This window comes from Mesorhizobium sp. B2-6-1, assembly GCF_006440475.1.
In the GTDB taxonomy this organism is placed as follows: Bacteria; Pseudomonadota; Alphaproteobacteria; order Rhizobiales; family Rhizobiaceae; genus Mesorhizobium.
In genome coordinates this window covers 90743-106657 of record NZ_VFUH01000017.1, presented here as the reverse complement: position 1 = coordinate 106657, position 15915 = coordinate 90743, and the positions used below count along the sequence as shown (strand labels likewise).

Sequence of the window (15915 nt, the reverse complement as noted above, 5' to 3'; positions counted from 1 at the left end):
ACAAAGGGAGTTGAATGATGTCCATCAAAAGCAAAGTTTCTCGCCGCCGGTTCCTCGGCGGCAGCGCCGTCGCCTTGGCGGCCGGCACGTTGGGGATACCGTTCGTGCGAACGGCACGCGCGCAGGTGGCGACCTTCAAGGCCGGTGTCATCACCTCGCTGTCGGGCGAGAACATACTCGGTGGCAACCTGACCAAGCGCGGTTACGATCTCTGGGCAGAGGCCATAAACGCCAAGGGCGGCGTCGAGGTCGCCGGCCAGCGTTTCAAGGTCGACATGTTCTACGGTGACGACCAGAGCAACCCGGCGACGGGAGCCGATGCCGCCGAGCGCCTGATCGTGCAGAACGAGGTTGATGTGCTGTTCGGCCCCTACACCAGCGGCTCGACCATCGCCGTGCAGCCGATCTGCCAGAAGTACCAGGTGCCAATGATTTCCGGCTCCGCGGAATCGCCAAACGTCTGGAAGGCCAAGCCGGAATTCAACTTCGGCATCATCCCGGCCGTCGACACCACCGCAGGCAAGTCGCTGGCCGTACTGGCGAAACTGTCCAACCCAGCGGCCAAGACGATTGCAGTGATTGGTGTCAACGAGCCCTTCTCGAAGGAAACCGGCGAAGGTTTTCGCGACGGGGCCAAGGAAGCCGGACTGGAACTCGTCGCCTACGAATTGGTACCGGCCTCGGGCGACCTGACCCCGGTCATCTCCAAGATCGCAGCGCTCAACCCCGACATCGTCGCCGTCGGCGGCCATGAGGAGCCGCTGATCAACGTCGTCAAGACCTCGAAGTCGCTCAACTTCCGGCCCAAGGCGCTGATAATGCACTATGGCGTCACCGACCCGGCCTTTGCCCAGGCGCTTGCCGCTGACGCCGACGGCACCTGCGGCGTCTCCGTGTGGCTGCCATCGGTGCCGTACAAGGACGACGTCTTCGGCACCGCAAGGCAGTTTGCCGAGATGGCGCAAAAGAAGTCTGGACACGAGCCCGACTATACCGAAGCGGCCTGCGCGGCCAGCGGACTCGTTTTCGGCGATGCCGTCAAGCGGCTTGGCAAGAAGCCGGCGCTCACGCCCGAAGACAGGGTGGCTCTGAAGGACGCGATAGCCGCCACCGACATCCAGACCTTCTATGGGCCGATCAAGTTCGAGAAGGAAGGCAACCACTACCACGACAACGTCCAGCCGGTGCCGGTGCTGATCCAGATTCAGGGTGGCAAGACCGTGGCGGTGGGGCCGAAGGAAGCCGCGGCAGCAGACCTCACCTACCCGCTGCCGGCCTGGAAATAGGCGGTTTTGGACAGGGTGTGGGCGGCCTCGTCGCCATCACTCTGCCAGGCGGAACCACGGTTGCGCGTGCGCGGAAAATGACGGACCATGCCGTTGAGCGCGCTCGCCTCGCCATGGCATTCCCGCTCTTTCGCTTGCCTACTGAGGGACGGTTTGCACCTTGGATCTTTTCCTACAGACCTTGCTGAACGGCCTTCTGATCGGCGGCGTCATCGCCACCTTTACGATCGGATTCCAGCTCGCTTTCGGCGTGCTGCACGTCATCGATTTCGCCGTGGGCGGCTGGGTCGTACTGGGTGGCTATCTCGGCTACTACATGGCCGCTGGACTGGGCGTCGACGGATTCCTTGCGATCCCGGTCGCCTTCGTGCTGTTCGGCGCCATCGGCTATCTGATCGGGCCGATCCTCTACAATGTCCGCAACAGCCGCACGGCGCGGCCGGAATTGATGGCGCTGGCGCTGACCTTCGGATTGTTCACGCTGCTGCGCGGCGGCATGCTGACCGCGTGGGGCTTCAATACCCACAGCGTTCCGACGGCCTTGAGCGGCGAGAGCCTCGCCGTCGGCCCGTTGACGGTGCCGCTGATCCGCGTGGCGGCGGCGGTGTTCGCGGTCGCCATCGCCAGCGGACTGTTCATATTCCTCTACCGCACCCGCTATGGATTGGCGATCCGAGCGACGGCCGAAAACCGGCAGAACGCGGCGCTGATGGGCGTCGACATCCGCCGCCTAAGCGCCAATGTTTACGGACTCTATGCAGGCATCACTGCCATGGCCGGTGTGTTGATGGGTGCAATTTTTTCAGTCAATCCGGAGGTCGGCCTGCGCTATACGCTGTTCGCATTCTTCGTGGCTGTGCTTGCCGGCTTAGGCTCCGTCGGCGGTGCCCTTGTCGCCGCGCTGCTGCTCGGCGTCATCGAAGCCTTCGTTGCGACCTATGTCGGGTCGAGCTATTCACTGTTGGCGATATTCGCCACGCTGTTCCTCGTCCTGCTCGTATCCCCGCGCGGGATCCTGCGGCACGGCTTGTGAGACCGGACATGAACCCACGCTGGGCCGGCGTCCTCCTGCTGATCGCGGTGATCGGCGTGTTGGCGCTGCTGCCGATGCTGGTCAACAACTATTGGCTGCGTATCGCCACCGGCGCACTGATGTGGGCGGGGCTGGCCTGCTCTTGGAACATACTTGGCGGCTATGCCGGCTACATCAATTTCGGCCATTCGGCCTTTTTCGGGCTCGGCGCCTACGTCACCGCGCTGCTGATGGGCGACAAGCTCGCCTGGCCCTTCTTCGCCACCGTCCCCGCCGGTATGGTTGTGACAGCGCTGTTTGCCATCATAATCGGAGCGCCGACGCTGCGCCTGCGTGGCGCTTATTTCGCCATAGCCACCTGGGCCTTCGCCGAGGTGCTTATCCAGTTCGCCTCGGTGATGGACTTCACCGGCGGCATCGGCGGAATTGGACTGCCGCCGTTTCTCGATGAGCGCTTCTTCTACTTCGCCATGTTCGCCGCAGCGGCGCTGACCTACCTAATCACCTGGGCGCTGTTCGAGCGCTCACGTTTTGGGCTGAAGGTCAAGGCGCTGCGCGACCACGAACTGGCGGCCGAGGCAATGGGCATCAACACTTCGCTGGTCAAGCTGCAGACCTTTGTGCTCAGCGCCGTCACCGCCTCCGTGTTCGGCGCGATCTTCGCCTACTGGGTCACCTTTATCAATCCGAAGAGCGTCTTCGGCGGCGACATCACCGACCAGATGGTGGTCATGGTGCTGCTGGGCGGGCTGGGCAGCCTGTGGGGGCCGGCACTGGGCGGCGTGGGGCTGTTCGTCGTCAACCGGCTGATCTGGATGTATTGGGGCGACACCGCCTTCTATATCGCCATATTGGGCGCGGCCATCGTGCTGGTGGTGCTGTTCATGCCGAACGGCATCGCCGGCCTGTTTTCGAAGCGCGCCGGCAACTCCGGCGCCGTGCTGGAAAAGGCGGTCGACAAGCTTGTCGGCGGTGACCAGGGAGAGCCCAATTGAGCGTGGCCGACGACCGAACGGCTGGCGGCGGCGACCCTATCCTCGTCGTGCGCGAACTTTACCGCCATTTCGGCGGCATCAAAGCCGTCAACGGTGTCTCCCTGGACGTCGCTCGGCACGAGATCGCCGGCCTGATCGGGCCTAATGGGTCGGGCAAGTCGACACTGTTCAGCCTGGTATCGGGCGCGGTCACCCCTGATCGCGGCCAGATCCGCTTCGACGGTCACGAGATCGGCGGCCGAAAGACTCACGTTATCGCGCGGCTGGGGCTTGCCCGCACCTTCCAGATTCCGGCCATGTTCGACAATATGACCGTCATAGAAAACCTACTGGCAGCAGCGGCCGAGGGCCATTGGCAGGGCGCGCGTGAACGGGCGGCCGAAACACTGGCGCTGCTGAAGCTGGACCATGTCGCCGACAATCGCGCCTCCGACGTTTCGGGCGGCCAGCAGAAACTGCTGGAGTTCGGGCGCGTCATCATGCGCCAGGCCTCGCTCATTCTGCTCGACGAGGTGACGGCGGGCGTGCATCCAAATATCCGGAACATTATCGTCGAGGCCATCGCGCGGCTGCGCAAGCGCGGCGTCACCTTCCTGATCATCGAGCACGACATGGAGATTGTGCGCAATGTGTGCGACCGCATCATCGTGATGGACGCAGGCCGTGTCGTGGCTAGCGGCTCGTTCGACGACATTGTTCGCGACTCGGAAGTCATGCAGACCTATCTGGGGCGGCCGCAATGAGCGCCACGCTCACGGCAGAAAACATCGTCACCGGCTATGGCAAGCAGGAGATCGTCCACGGTGTCTCGCTTAATGCGGAGGCTGGCAAGATCACCTGCATCTTCGGACCGAACGGGTGTGGCAAGTCGACCTTGCTCAAGGCCATTGCCGGCGCGCTGCCGGTGTGGAGCGGCAGGGCGAGCCTGGGCGATACAACGCTCTCCAACCTTGCCGTTCATGAGATAGTGCGCGAAGGGCTCGTGCTGATGCCCCAGGGCGGCGGCGTGTTCCCACGCCTGACGGTGATGGAAAATTTGCGTATGGGTGGCTACGCCATCGCGGACCGCCGGTTAGTCGAGCAGCGCATCGAGGCGCTGATCGAGCAATATCCCTCTTTGGCGCGGCGGCGGCGCACCGCGGCCGGTTCGCTTTCAGGCGGCGAGCAGGCAATGCTTGCGCTGGCGCGAGCGCTGGTCTCGCAACCTCGCTTCATTCTACTCGACGAACCTTCCGCTGGATTATCGCCGGCCATGGTCATTGAGACGCTCGAACGCGTTACCACCCTCACCTCGCGTGGCATCGGCATCGTGATGGTGGAGCAGAACATCCGCGAGGCCATGCCCATTGCAGACAAACTTTACATCTTGGCGGCCGGCGAAAGGCGCTTCGAGGGAAGGCCTCAGGACGTGCACGACGACCGGCAGATCATGGACATCTATATGGGCGGAGCGTGAGATTTGCAGTTCTGCTCTTGCGGTCGGGGATTGCTATTTCCTGACCTGCCACTGCACTGTGATCCAGTGGCGATTAGAGCCTTTGGCCCTTTCTGTTACCCCTCGCGGAACCGGTTGCTCAATCCGCGCCACACCCGCTGAAGAAGCGGCCAATCGAATGAGATGGAGAAGCAGGAGCCGTAGCGCGCCGAACTGATCGATCAGATGCCCGCAGACCAGCAAAAAAAGATGATGGTTATGGACGTTGCCGGATATCCAACTGATCTGCCACTGGACGACTGCGGTGGGACTGCAATCCGATCGTCAGCTTCCAGGCAAGGAGTTGCTGAGCAGCCATTCACCTCCCGTTGATTGCCGACGTAGTTGACCGGGCTGTTTGCGGGGCCTCAATCCTATGAGGGCGCCGTTTGCGCCATGTCGTCAGCTCCGGCTATTGGCGACGGAGCCTACCGCGACTTCACATAATCGAGACTAGCTTGGAATAGTTTGGCGGCAGGCTCGGTATATGCAGCATCGAGGTGAAGTTTGTCCGCTCTTGCCGTTTTGGGAAATTTCCGGATGCTCAAGCACGTCGTCTCAGGCGCCAGAGTGCGGGAGATGGGTGAGGACGATAGAGGATCGGCGCCCACGTGCTCGCGCCCGAAAGTGCTGCCAATCGGACCCTGCATCCCCCTGCCCTGTTTCCTGAACTGGATCGATCTTGCCGGGGAGCATTGTCCTGCCGATGATCGCTCGAATTCCGGCCACTGTCGGCCCACGGCTGCGGAAATCACCCCGAAACGAAGAGCGTATCTCAAAAGGAGGAAACTATGACAACCGATCGAACACTGTCGCAACGCTTCGACGAATACCAACCTTCCAAGACACTTTGGTTTTGGTCGCTAGTGGGTGCTGCTGTATTGACGATGATCGTCGGCTTCACCGCCGGTGGCTGGACGACGGCAGGGACGGCATCGGAAATGGCGAATACATCCGCTATCAAGGCCAAGGCTGAACTGGCGGCCAATCTTTGTGTGGAAAAATTCATCACTGCGTCCAACGCGAGCGACAACCTGGCCAAGCTGAAGGATACGTCTTCCTACCAGAGAGACAGCTTCATCAGCGATGGCGGGTGGGTCAAACTGGCCGGCATGAAGAAGGATGTGCCAGGCGCCGCAGATCTATGTGCGGACAAATTGGCAGCGATGGACACAATCCCGGCGAACAGCGTAGCTCAGGACAACACCAAGAGCTGATTGCCGATCTTGGACTTTCGCCAGGCAGCGCTATGTCGCGCGACCGTCGCAATGGAGGCGCGACCATGTATGAAGCGTGGCTTCAAGGGCCGGTGCCGGTGGCCACCAGCATATCTGGGGAGACAGCAGCTTTCCAATCAGGCAGGCACCAACGGTGAAACCAGTTCGGCGCAACCAGGAACCGAATTGATCCCAGCATTCCGATCCCCGATCGCAGTTTGGGCAAGATCTCACAGACGCAAGATCTCACAGACGAATGCAGGACCAGCTCGCCACAGCGCGGCCGAAGGATCGTTATGCGTGAAGGGGAATTTCAGCCAGCCCACGCCGAACCTGATTTCAGGTCCATCGACAATCCAGATCGAGGCCACGGGCTTGAGGACGTTGATCGGCTCGTAGAAGTCCAGACTGTGCCGGCCTTGACGTGCCTGTGCGGCATGGCTTGCCTCAGCCAGGGATGATGAACTACTCCGGGATGTCCGAGGGAAAGCGCAGGCTTTTGCGCATCGCCAGCCATTCTCGAAGCGCAAGGCGAATGACCTCCAACCGATCGAGGCTCATCTCGGCGGCGACTTCCGAAATTGCCGTTTCAGTGCGCACATCAAAGGCTATCGTCGAAGCACGTAGCATGGCCGCGGCCTGAAGATCGGTGTGCCGCCTGGCCGTATCCTTCTTCCCAGCAGTCAAGGCCCTTCTCGCGATCATCCGTTGGCGTTTTGGCTGTTTTCCGCGCCGCCGTAGTCCCGGAGCGCAACAATCCAATTGTCTCTTATCGTCACCAGAACGAGGCGAGATCCGTGCGGGTAGTACCTGGGCAGAGCCGCTGCTTGATGCGCCAGGAGGGTCCCGTTCAGCCCACACCGTTCACCGCCGAGCAGCCAGTTCTGGCGCTCGCTGTCTCGCAGAACGGCGATGTACTCTCCGTCACCGGGATACCCTATGAGACCAATTTCCTCGTACTCTTCCAATCTGCGCATGGTGATCGTCACGATATCAAGAATAGGACCCTGGGATGGAACTCATTGCGCCAAGATGCAAACGGCCCGACACCACCCCAGCCTGGTGCCGGGCCGTCAGGAAGTGCCCGCGCGGTCGCACTTCCTTGGACATCAGCCTGTGTCATCAAAGTGGTCGGTTAGGAGGGTCTCGTTTGCGCAAGCAACCAGCGGAATCGTGGAACCCTGTTGCCTAGCTTGCGACAACCACAGTGAACGGTTTTCCTGCGACAGCCCTTTCATTGCAGAGCGCGCGGCGGAAGTGATCTCGAAACCTCCGCAAGACGCACATTGGAATTCGATCTTGCGAAGAGTGACGTCGGCCTCGAGCGCCGTGCCGGTGCAGACAGGGCACGTGGCGGGAAAATACCGCCTTTCGAATGACAGGACGTTCATTGCTCTGTCTTTGCTATCGGCGCGCTGGCCGTCGCCGACCGATCAAAGCAAGTCCAACCTGTACCTTTCCAACTGATCACGAACGGTACGGAGTTCCATAGACCAATTGCTGAGCGCATATGTTTCCCTCTGCCATTGCCAACCTTTTAGCCCCTGATCTTCGCAGAGACGTTTCTTCGCGTTGCCACTTCGATTTGCTTTGCTTCCACCTCAAGCCGGTCCGGCGCGGCCGAGCCCATCAGGGCGTAGGCTGTGCCTCCCGATTGCCAATAGACTGTCGGGACGCGACCGTCGGTCGCTGTGGTCGGCGAAACGGCGTCCTCGCCGTTCATCGGAGCCGCGACAAGTGTGATCCGACCGACGCTTGGTGTGTCGGCCGTCACGACCAGGCTTTGCTGTCCGTTCCAAGGCTGTACTTGGACATCCTTCACAACCCATACCGATGGAAGGGTCGGCATGCTGACGTTGACGGCGCCAACCAGTCGCTCGATCTTGTCCTGCTTCGGCTCGGTGCCCGTCTCCGGACCTGCATTCAGTTGTGCCACCCGCAAGGCATCTCGGGCGGCCAGGATGAAGGTCTCATCGGCTGTCTTGCCTCCCTGGCGAAGCGGCACGGTCAGCGAGTTGGCCGACCACCCGATCGCAACCAGCGCGACGGCCGCGACTTGAAGTCTGAGCAATGTGAACATCTTCCTGCGGCGAAACGCCCTCTCCAGCTGCCTGGCTTTCTTCAGGCTCACGCTGGGCGGAAACAACCGCCGGGGTTGGGACTTGCGCAACGCTTCCATGCGCTGCGCGTGGGCAAAAACCTCTGCCGCCTGTTCCGGATCGCGGGCAAGCCTGGCTTCCAGCTCGGATCTCTGCGACGGCGACAGCTCGCCATCCAGCAAGCGGCCGATATCCTCTTGCGAAACACGATTATCGGGCCACATAACGCCCTCCCACGACCTTCAAATGAGGGGAAGCTCCATCGTCCAAATTTTCCATGTTGTGCTTCAAGGCAGCGCGAGCTCGGCTAAGCCGGGACATCACGGTTCCTGGCGGCACTCCAAGCAGTTCGGCCGCTTCGGAGTAGGTAAAGCCCAGCACTCCAACCAGATGGAGTATTTCGGCCTGATCGGCCGGCATTCGCGCGAGCGCCCTTCCGACTTTGGAGAGCTCGGCGCAATGTTCTTGCGATGGCGGCCACGCAGTGTCGGACATGTCCGCGATGGACGCCAAGCGTCGTCGGTCGGCATTGGCCTGGCTAGCGCCGGTCAAAAAAGTGTTCCGAACGATCCGTATCAGCCAGGGAAGCAGCGGTCTGGAGGTGTCATAGCCGCCCGCCATCGACAGCGCACGGGCGAGGGCCTCCTGCACCAGATCGTCGGCGTCGGAATCGTTGCCTGTGAGCACCCGGCCGTAGCGCCAAAGATCCTCCAGATGCGGTATGACGTCGATCGTCGTTTTCATCCCGTCTCATACTGCGTTAGCCCGAGCGCCATTTCCAACTCGGACTCATCGTCTGCCGGCCGAAAACCCGAGGATCGGCCCAGCGGTCAGGGACAGGGACAGGCAACCGCTGGGCCGATGGGAGCGTGCTCCTCCCGCCTGCAAGCTGCGAGAGGCAAGCCACCCTCCAGCACTCGCTACCGCTCCCTGTATCATCGTGACGATCGGTTTACGCGCCACGCATTTCCGTTCACGCTCGTTCTTGGGCCATCTACTGAGCTGTGCCCGATATTATTCCATTCCAATCGATCTTTTTGCCGCCCTTTGCGAAGCACCGTGGAATAAGATCCCTTGTTCGTCGGTATCTTCGGGTACTCGTCTAACCGCGTGTCCCTTACGAGGATGGTCATGCAACTTGGCGAGTTCACAGCAAACACCTTCGCCGCAGTCTTGGCGCTATGCGCTCTCGTCATCGTGTTTCTGGTAGCGGGAAGACCGCTCTTCCCGAGGCGTCAGGCGCGAATGGTTATCATTCTGCCTGCCGACTCGGATACCACAGCCGCAAGCCATTGCCGTGGGCGAGACGGGCTGCGGAAGCTGGGAGTATCGCTGCGAAGCTTCCGGCGCTCCAACTTCGGAAAGAGTACGTTGTTCGCGTCAAAGAAAAAGACCGACAAGGCCCCGAAGCGCAAAAACTGGGCAGGCGGTAAGTTCCGCGAGTTGGCTAACGGCCAAGCGGCTGCTTCGAGAGCAAAACCAACTCCGCCTCGTCGACCACACCTGCCATGTAATTCGCGATAATTCGGGAGGCAATGAACTCGCGCTCATCCGGCGATGGGTTGCCTAGCTTAAGGTTGTGGAAAACCCGCCCAAGCAGTGCCAACTCAGATGCGTCGAAAATACCGGCCTCCGCCGCCTTTTGTTGAATTGGCATGATTTTCTCCCGGGAATCCAACACCGAAAACATGCAGCAAGACCTCCGGCCGTGCAAGACCTTCAAGGGCAGCGATCCTGGCCGAGATCACAATGGCCAGCGCTGGTTTTTCAGGAAACTTGCTTCGCGCCCAAAGAACTCCAGTCGGTACCAATGAGCTTGACCGCGCGGTTCTCGTTCCGGGATGCCGACCTCTCAAGCCAGCCGCCGAGCAAGCAACTGCATGCCCTCGTCATCTTCGGGTCCGCCGCCGTGCTCTCTCATCGGAACCTCCTTTAGTCTCCGGACTTGCCGGAAGCGGCTTCGTTTCGCTGGGTGACTGAAGAGCCCGCCGGCGGGAGCCAGCGGGGCCCCTCGATGGACTGCGAGTTCCTGCATCGAGGGCCACATGGCGCCATGCAGGAAGAGCTCGGCATCCTGGTTGCCTTCAGCAGGTAGAGCTATGCCTTAAAGGGACGAGGCGGCCTCAGAGTTCCGCGTCGTTCGATGGCCGAAGGGGAAGAGGAAGCAAAGAAAGAGCACTCCTCCGCGGCCAGGGCTATGATCATCCCATCGATTCTCTCAACCGTTTCTCTGCTCACTTGATCATGCCCATGAAGGCACTGACGCGCACGCTTCAGGTGTCGGCGTGCGGCCCGCGCTTCCGTCTTCCATCCCTGTCAGGCAGAGCCCAAAAAAAGGGATTTATTCCTCGTCTAGTCATTTCACTCTTGACAGTTTTGTTCCATTTTTGTTCACTGTCCACGACATTAGGAGGCGTTCAGGTGGATTGCGTTGTGTCACTCGACAGCCGGCAAGAGGCTGCCCTTCAAGCCACCGTCGACAGGTTCGTTGCCGTACACAAGGGCGACGTTGATGAAGGCCCTCAAGGAAATGATCGTTCTCAACGGTTACCTTCAGGACCGCCTTGACGCGCGCTCGGCACCCCGCAGAGCAACCCGTTAGGAAAATACTGCAATGGGCACGATGCACCTAGACGCCGAAACCAAAGCCGAACTACACGCGGAGGCGGAGAAGCTCATCGCCCGCTACGAAACGCCCCTTGAGACCGTAAAGGCGCTCATGGCTTACAACTGCGAGCTTGAGACACAGATCCTCGCCCTCGCTCACAGGCATCCGGGGCTCGTGGCGATCAGCTTCGATCCTACGCCGCCTGTGCTGGGGTGAGACAGACAACCCTCAATGCATGACCTTATCGCTTTCATTGAGAGTAACTCTGCGCTGGTAGCGGCCAACCCGGCAGCCTTTGCCACGTTTGCCGTGCTGTTTGGAGGCGGCGGCTTCGCTGTTGGACGGTATTTGCTGACTGAGCGTATCGCCAATCTGGAAAGCCGAATTGCCAGACGCGACGAGGAAATAGCGGACCTTAAGTCAAAGCACACAGCGCCAGAGCAAGGCGGCCTATCGGTGCCTCTATTCGAGATGACCGAGGTTCTGCCCCCTCCACCGCTCAACGTCCACCGGCTCTTGCTCCAGCCCAAAGAGGACCCCCATCTCAGATAACCTGATGCCGCAACATAAAGCCCCGAAGCTAATCGTCGTCACCGCCTTTGGCCGCGATGAGACTGGCGACCTCCGGCCTGTCTTCGGACCAGCCGACTGGAGATCGGGCGATATGGACCGCAAGGACTTGGCGGGGAACCATGCCGGCGTCATTGCGAGGTCGCGTGAAGCCAACCCGGTACTGCGCGAATACGGGAGCCGACGACGCTGTTTGTGGGTGGCGACGTGCCAGACATGGAGTAAGCTATAGTCTCAACCGCTGGCAAGCAGCTTGCCTCCCTCCTCAGCAGCGGCAATGAACGCCTGGCGGACATCCTCAGGTGTCATGTCGCCAGCCAAACAGGACAGGCAGGCGCGTACCGCAAGGTCCCATTTGGGGCCGCGATCGTTCCACCCCATGAGCTCCCGAGCTGCACCCTCGACGTTGTTGCAGCTATACGTCATGCCAGGCTTGCCAGTCCTGATAGAGACCGGGGGATTGAACCAATGGAGGCTCATAAAGGCTCTCTGAGGTCGAACAGGACGAACTGGCCGCGAAACTTGGCTTCGTTCATGATGATCTCGACCAATTCACCGTCGGTCTCTTGTACTCTTGGCATGAATGGCTCCGACGGCGCGCCTCTGCGCCGGGCAAAGATCGCCTAGAAATAGCCGAGGATGGATTTGACCTCCAGATATTCCAGCATGCCCTCGATCCCATATTCGCGTCCGTTTCCGGACTGCTTGAAACCGCCAAACGGCGCGTGCGGATCCCAGGCCGGGTAGTTGAGATGCACCTGACCGGAGCGAATGCGCGATGCGACGTCTCTGACGGCGTCCATATCATTGCCCTGCACATGGGCTCCCAGACCATAGACCGTGTCATTGGCAATGCTGACGGCCTCATCAACTGTGTCGTAGGGGATGATGCAGAGAACTGGACCGAAAACCTCTTCCTGTGCAATGCGCATGTTAGTGCGCACGGCCGAAAAGATCGTCGGCTTCACATAGAGGCCGACGTTCAGATCGTGTGCACGACCAGGTCCGCCGATGACGACCTTGGCGCCTTCCGATATGCCGACGCCGATCATGGTTTGGATGCGGTCGAATTGGGCACGATTGGCGATCGCACCGTGAGTGGTGGCTTCGCAAAGAGGATCGCCAATGACGATCTGGGCCGCGACCCTCTTGGCGATTGCCTCAATCTCGGTGAGCAGCGGACGTGGCACGATCATGCGTGTCGGAGCGCTGCATGACTGGCCGAGATTGCGGAAGGCGGCGGCTATGCCCAGGGAAACGGCGCGGTCGAGATCGGCGTCCGGCAGGATCACGTTGGGCGACTTGCCGCCGAGCTCCTGCGCGACACGCTTGACCGTCGGCGCTGCCGCCTGGGCCACCGCAATGCCCGCGCGGGTGGACCCGGTAATGGAGATCATGTCGACATCGGGATGGGAGGCGAGACAAGCACCTACGCCCGGACCATCACCCTGCACGAGGTTGAAAACGCCGGCAGGGAAGCCGGCTTCCTCGATCGCCTCGGCGAACAGCAGAGCGTCCAGGGGAGAAAGCTCGCTCGGCTTCAACACGACCGTGCAGCCTGCCGCGAGCGCGGGCGAAACCTTGGCGGTGATCTGGTAAAGGGGCCAATTCCATGGCGTGATCAAGGCGCAGACACCGATCGGTTCGTGGGTGACGGCGGTTTGGCCCCGCTGCTTGACGAAGGGAAAGGCTGTCACCACATCGCGAGCGACCTTGATATGCGCGATCGCCAGCGGCACCTGGGCGGTGCGCGCATATCCAATCGCCGCGCCCATTTCGAGGGTGAGGCATTGCGCAAGCAGTTCACTGCGCGCCTCGACCAGCGCCTGCAGGCGGTCGAGCAGACCGGCACGATATTCCGGCGTGGTCCGGCTCCAGGCGGCGAATGCCCGGCGGGCCGTTGCAACGGCCGCATCCACGTCCAAGCTGTTTCCGAGCGGAAACCGAGCCACAACCTCTTCGGTGGAGGGGTTCACCACCAAGCCCTTGGCGGTGCCGCGTGGCTCGGCCCATCGACCGTCGATGAAGAACTTGTCCAGGTGGCCGTTGCGCGACAGATGTTCGAGGGGCGGGATCACGCGACAAGATCCTTAATACGGGAATAGGCACCCAGAACCGGCAGGAACCAGGGGCGCCCGAAATAGCCGGGTATCGCTGGCCATTCGAAATCCTTCCAGAGGTTCAGGTCGGGGCGCCCATCCATGACATCAGTCATGGTGCTGCCTATCAGCGTCGACTTATCCAACCAGTAAGAGGCAAATTTCATTTTCTTGACCGCCAGTGCTGATTAGAGTGGGCTCGTCCGAGGCGTGTGTTCGCGCGTCTACCAGCCGCGCATCCGCTCCCAACGCGTTTCAATCTTGGGGCTGTCCCCGTTGACGACGCTGTAGAAGTCATGCTGGGCAGCCATCGCGCACGCATGGTTGGGCAGGATCCGGACCCGAGACCCGAGCGGCAGTTCGGGCATGGATTTCCCGGAACCGGCACGAATGGAGAGGATACCGTGTTCCTGGCTGGCCTGGGCCACAATCACATCTTCAAGCACGCGCCCCTTTTCGTCGCAGACCACGCCGTAACCCTGGTCGATCTGCTGGTTTGCGGTTCCCCGGTCGCGCGATAGCGCCATCCACCCAGCGTCAACCAGCACCCATCCATTTTCCGGCTTGGAGCCGATAACGGTGGCTAAAACGGAAATTGCGAGATCGTCGCGGTCGCAGACGCCAACCCCATGCTGGACGAGATCGAAGAACATGTAGACGCCGGCGCGCAGCTCCGTGACACCCTCCAGGTTCTGGGCGAAATGCGCTGTCGGCGTCGAGCCGACGCTGACGACCGGACAGGCGTGGCCATAAGCGCGCAGGATTTCAGCGGCGCGCACGGCGGCTGAACGCTCGTTCTCCGCTGCCTTGACCAGCGCATTGGGTGTGTTCAAGCCGTAGGATTCGCCCGCGTGAGCGAGAACGCCGACGAGCTTGGCACCGGCAGCGACAACCCTGTTGGCCACGTCGAGCAATCTTGGGTCGTCCTGCCTCAAGCCACCGCGATGGTAGTCGCAGTCCAGTTCGATGAGGACCGAGGGCGTCATGCCGGTGGCTTCGCGCACTCGGGCCAGGGCGTCGGCCTGGTCCACGCAATCGAGAAGCAGCTTCACATCGGCGCCGGTACGGCGACAAAGCTCCATGGCGCGCCTTGCCGAAGCCGGCGAGATGCCGACGGCATAGGTGATGTCGCGAAAGCCGTGGTCCGCGAAATACGCCGCCTCGGCGACGGTCGAGACCGTGATGGGACCGGGTCCCTGTGGAAACACGTCGCAAGCGACGTCGATGCTCTTGGCCGTCTTCATGTGCGGACGCAGCACCACGCCGAGCTTCTTGGCGCGTTCAGCGAGGCGTTGAATGTTGCGTCCGAGCCGTCCGCGGTCCAGCAGCAGGGTCGGCGTCACAAGGGCGTCGATACTCTTCGCCGTCGCGCTCCCTGATAGATTTGCCGCCCTATTGTCCATGACCTTGTTTCCTAAATGAACGACTGGTTTGCCAATGCGTACATGTGGGCCAGCCCGTCAGAAACGGGTCGTTGCCCTTTGACCATAGCGGTGGCACTGCCGGTCCGCTTGAGGCCGAGGCTCTCAAGCCAGTCGCCCAATCCATCCTCGGCATAGACGTCGATGCGAACGAATTGATCGCGAAGCTTCGAAAGCTGGGCCAGGATCAGAAGCCGCGCGTCCTCCACGCTTTCGGCCGCACAGGGGCCGACAACATAGCCGCGCCCGAACTTCCTGGCGATGGCGTAGCCGGCAACCCGCCCCGCGCGCTCGATAACGACGACCTTGCCCGCATCGGCGAGCGCAGCCACCATCGCCGTCCGGGGCATGCCGGTGGCCCGTTCGTCGAAGGCCTGGATTGCCGCGAGGTCTAAGACCGTCGCCTGACGGATGTCAGGGGTCGTCTGCGTCACGGCAACAGTCAGCGGGCCCTGGTGCTGAAGTACAGTGCCCCAGGCAGTGAAGCCACGCCGTTTATAGAGCGCGAGCCCCTCTTCGGTCGAATTGAGCAGCACGTGGCGCCCCTGTGTAGCCGCAAGCAATCCATCAAAGAGCCGGGAGCCGTTGCCGCCGCCTTGCGCGGAGCCGGTGACGATGATCATTCCGGCGGAAGCATAGGTCGGTCCGTAGCTCCAGGACATGGCCGTGCCGATCACGTGTCCTCCCCGCTCCAGGACCAGACCATTTCCAACCATTGCGGCAAATTCCCAATCCTCCAGGCGATAGGGCCAGCCCATCTCCTGCGACAGCTTCAACGCGCCCGGCAAATGGCGGGGCTCCAATTTCATCAGCTCCATCTGGTTGCTGACGATGTCTGTGCCATGCTCAATTGCCATAAGTGCAACGCTGTCATTCGATCCAGGATTGAAGTCGCACCTTAGAGTGGCGTCCGGCGGACAGATTTCGCTGCTGTTTTGCGCTTTCAATTCAGCGGGATTGTTCGTTTTAAGCAGTTCCTCGGCATCCCAAATTGCGCAAATCAGGCGAGGACTATCGGGCACCTAGAATCGCTCCGCCTGGTTGCCCTGCGATCGGCTGAGGTCCGCATCGTTCGCCGTGGGGTGCGATTTCAGCCTCGGTAACGCCGTAGCT

18 protein-coding genes are annotated in these 15915 nt (G+C 61.1%); 8 read left to right on the top strand and 10 right to left on the bottom strand.

All coding sequences use genetic code 11. The annotated features are described in order from the left end of the window. Nucleotides 1–14 precede the first annotated feature (14 nt). The 6 genes from FJ443_RS27220 (at nucleotide 15) to FJ443_RS27195 (ending at nucleotide 6005) form a co-directional block, all read left to right on the top strand. Nucleotides 15–1286: an ABC transporter substrate-binding protein gene (locus tag FJ443_RS27220; RefSeq protein WP_210239623.1), complete on the top strand. Its 1272-nt coding sequence runs from the start codon at nucleotides 15–17 to the stop codon at nucleotides 1284–1286. Between the two features lie 160 nt (nucleotides 1287–1446). Then, nucleotides 1447–2319 (top strand): branched-chain amino acid ABC transporter permease, encoded by an 873-nt coding sequence (locus tag FJ443_RS27215; RefSeq protein ID WP_140499499.1) that lies wholly within the window; start codon nucleotides 1447–1449, stop codon nucleotides 2317–2319. Between the two features lie 8 nt (nucleotides 2320–2327). Then, complete coding sequence (locus FJ443_RS27210) at nucleotides 2328–3314, top strand: branched-chain amino acid ABC transporter permease (RefSeq protein ID WP_140523360.1); 987 nt, start codon at nucleotides 2328–2330, stop codon at nucleotides 3312–3314. 2 nt (nucleotides 3315–3316) lie between these two features. Then, nucleotides 3317–4057 carry an ABC transporter ATP-binding protein gene (locus FJ443_RS27205; RefSeq protein WP_224656199.1) on the top strand — a complete coding sequence of 247 codons (741 nt, stop codon included), beginning with the start codon at nucleotides 3317–3319 and terminating at the stop codon, nucleotides 4055–4057. Beyond that, nucleotides 4054–4770 (top strand): ABC transporter ATP-binding protein, encoded by a 717-nt coding sequence (locus tag FJ443_RS27200; RefSeq protein ID WP_140523358.1) that lies wholly within the window; start codon nucleotides 4054–4056, stop codon nucleotides 4768–4770. The genes FJ443_RS27205 and FJ443_RS27200 overlap by 4 nt, the downstream gene beginning before the upstream one ends. Nucleotides 4771–5579: 809 nt before the next feature. Then, nucleotides 5580–6005: a hypothetical protein gene (locus FJ443_RS27195; RefSeq protein WP_140523354.1), complete on the top strand. Its 426-nt coding sequence runs from the start codon at nucleotides 5580–5582 to the stop codon at nucleotides 6003–6005. A 465-nt stretch (nucleotides 6006–6470) separates the two neighbouring features. On the opposite strand, the gene FJ443_RS27190 is transcribed toward FJ443_RS27195, so the two are convergent. From FJ443_RS27190 to FJ443_RS27175, 5 genes are all read right to left on the bottom strand, one after another. Continuing rightward, nucleotides 6471–6692, bottom strand: a complete 222-nt coding sequence (locus tag FJ443_RS27190; protein ID WP_140499509.1) for a hypothetical protein — start codon at nucleotides 6690–6692, stop codon at nucleotides 6471–6473. 14 nt (nucleotides 6693–6706) lie between these two features. Next, nucleotides 6707–6994 (bottom strand): hypothetical protein, encoded by a 288-nt coding sequence (locus FJ443_RS31475; RefSeq protein ID WP_140736593.1) that lies wholly within the window; start codon nucleotides 6992–6994, stop codon nucleotides 6707–6709. A 548-nt stretch (nucleotides 6995–7542) separates the two neighbouring features. Further along, entirely contained in the window at nucleotides 7543–8286 is a 744-nt protein-coding gene (locus tag FJ443_RS27185) for a hypothetical protein (protein ID WP_224646632.1), read from the bottom strand. 28 nt (nucleotides 8287–8314) lie between these two features. Further along, entirely contained in the window at nucleotides 8315–8848 is a 534-nt protein-coding gene (locus FJ443_RS27180) for a sigma-70 family RNA polymerase sigma factor (RefSeq protein WP_140499513.1), read from the bottom strand. 703 nt (nucleotides 8849–9551) lie between these two features. Next, nucleotides 9552–9761 (bottom strand): hypothetical protein, encoded by a 210-nt coding sequence (locus FJ443_RS27175; protein WP_140523478.1) that lies wholly within the window; start codon nucleotides 9759–9761, stop codon nucleotides 9552–9554. Between the two features lie 957 nt (nucleotides 9762–10718). Between FJ443_RS27175 and FJ443_RS27165 the strand changes: the two genes are divergently transcribed. Both FJ443_RS27165 and FJ443_RS27160 read left to right on the top strand, forming a co-directional pair. Continuing rightward, entirely contained in the window at nucleotides 10719–10928 is a 210-nt protein-coding gene (locus tag FJ443_RS27165) for a hypothetical protein (protein WP_140523352.1), read from the top strand. Between the two features lie 15 nt (nucleotides 10929–10943). Further along, the gene (locus FJ443_RS27160; RefSeq protein ID WP_140499517.1) at nucleotides 10944–11264 is read left to right on the top strand and encodes a hypothetical protein; all 321 of its coding nucleotides are present in this window, start codon (nucleotides 10944–10946) and stop codon (nucleotides 11262–11264) included. A 252-nt stretch (nucleotides 11265–11516) separates the two neighbouring features. Here FJ443_RS27160 and FJ443_RS27150 read toward each other — a convergent pair whose 3' ends face one another. The 5 genes from FJ443_RS27150 to FJ443_RS27130 form a co-directional block, all read right to left on the bottom strand. Beyond that, entirely contained in the window at nucleotides 11517–11762 is a 246-nt protein-coding gene (locus tag FJ443_RS27150; protein WP_140499519.1) for a DUF982 domain-containing protein, read from the bottom strand. Between the two features lie 143 nt (nucleotides 11763–11905). Then, the gene (locus FJ443_RS27145; protein ID WP_140523349.1) at nucleotides 11906–13360 is read right to left on the bottom strand and encodes an aldehyde dehydrogenase family protein; all 1455 of its coding nucleotides are present in this window, start codon (nucleotides 13358–13360) and stop codon (nucleotides 11906–11908) included. Further along, nucleotides 13357–13548, bottom strand: a complete 192-nt coding sequence (locus FJ443_RS27140) for a hypothetical protein (RefSeq protein ID WP_224646634.1) — start codon at nucleotides 13546–13548, stop codon at nucleotides 13357–13359. The genes FJ443_RS27145 and FJ443_RS27140 overlap by 4 nt, the downstream gene beginning before the upstream one ends. Before the next feature lie 57 nt (nucleotides 13549–13605). After that, nucleotides 13606–14784 carry an alanine racemase gene (locus FJ443_RS27135; RefSeq protein ID WP_140499523.1) on the bottom strand — a complete coding sequence of 393 codons (1179 nt, stop codon included), beginning with the start codon at nucleotides 14782–14784 and terminating at the stop codon, nucleotides 13606–13608. Between the two features lie 11 nt (nucleotides 14785–14795). Then, a complete protein-coding gene (locus tag FJ443_RS27130; RefSeq protein WP_224646636.1) occupies nucleotides 14796–15824 on the bottom strand; it encodes a GNAT family N-acetyltransferase in 1029 nt (342 codons plus the stop codon). Nucleotides 15825–15915: the final 91 nt, after the last annotated feature.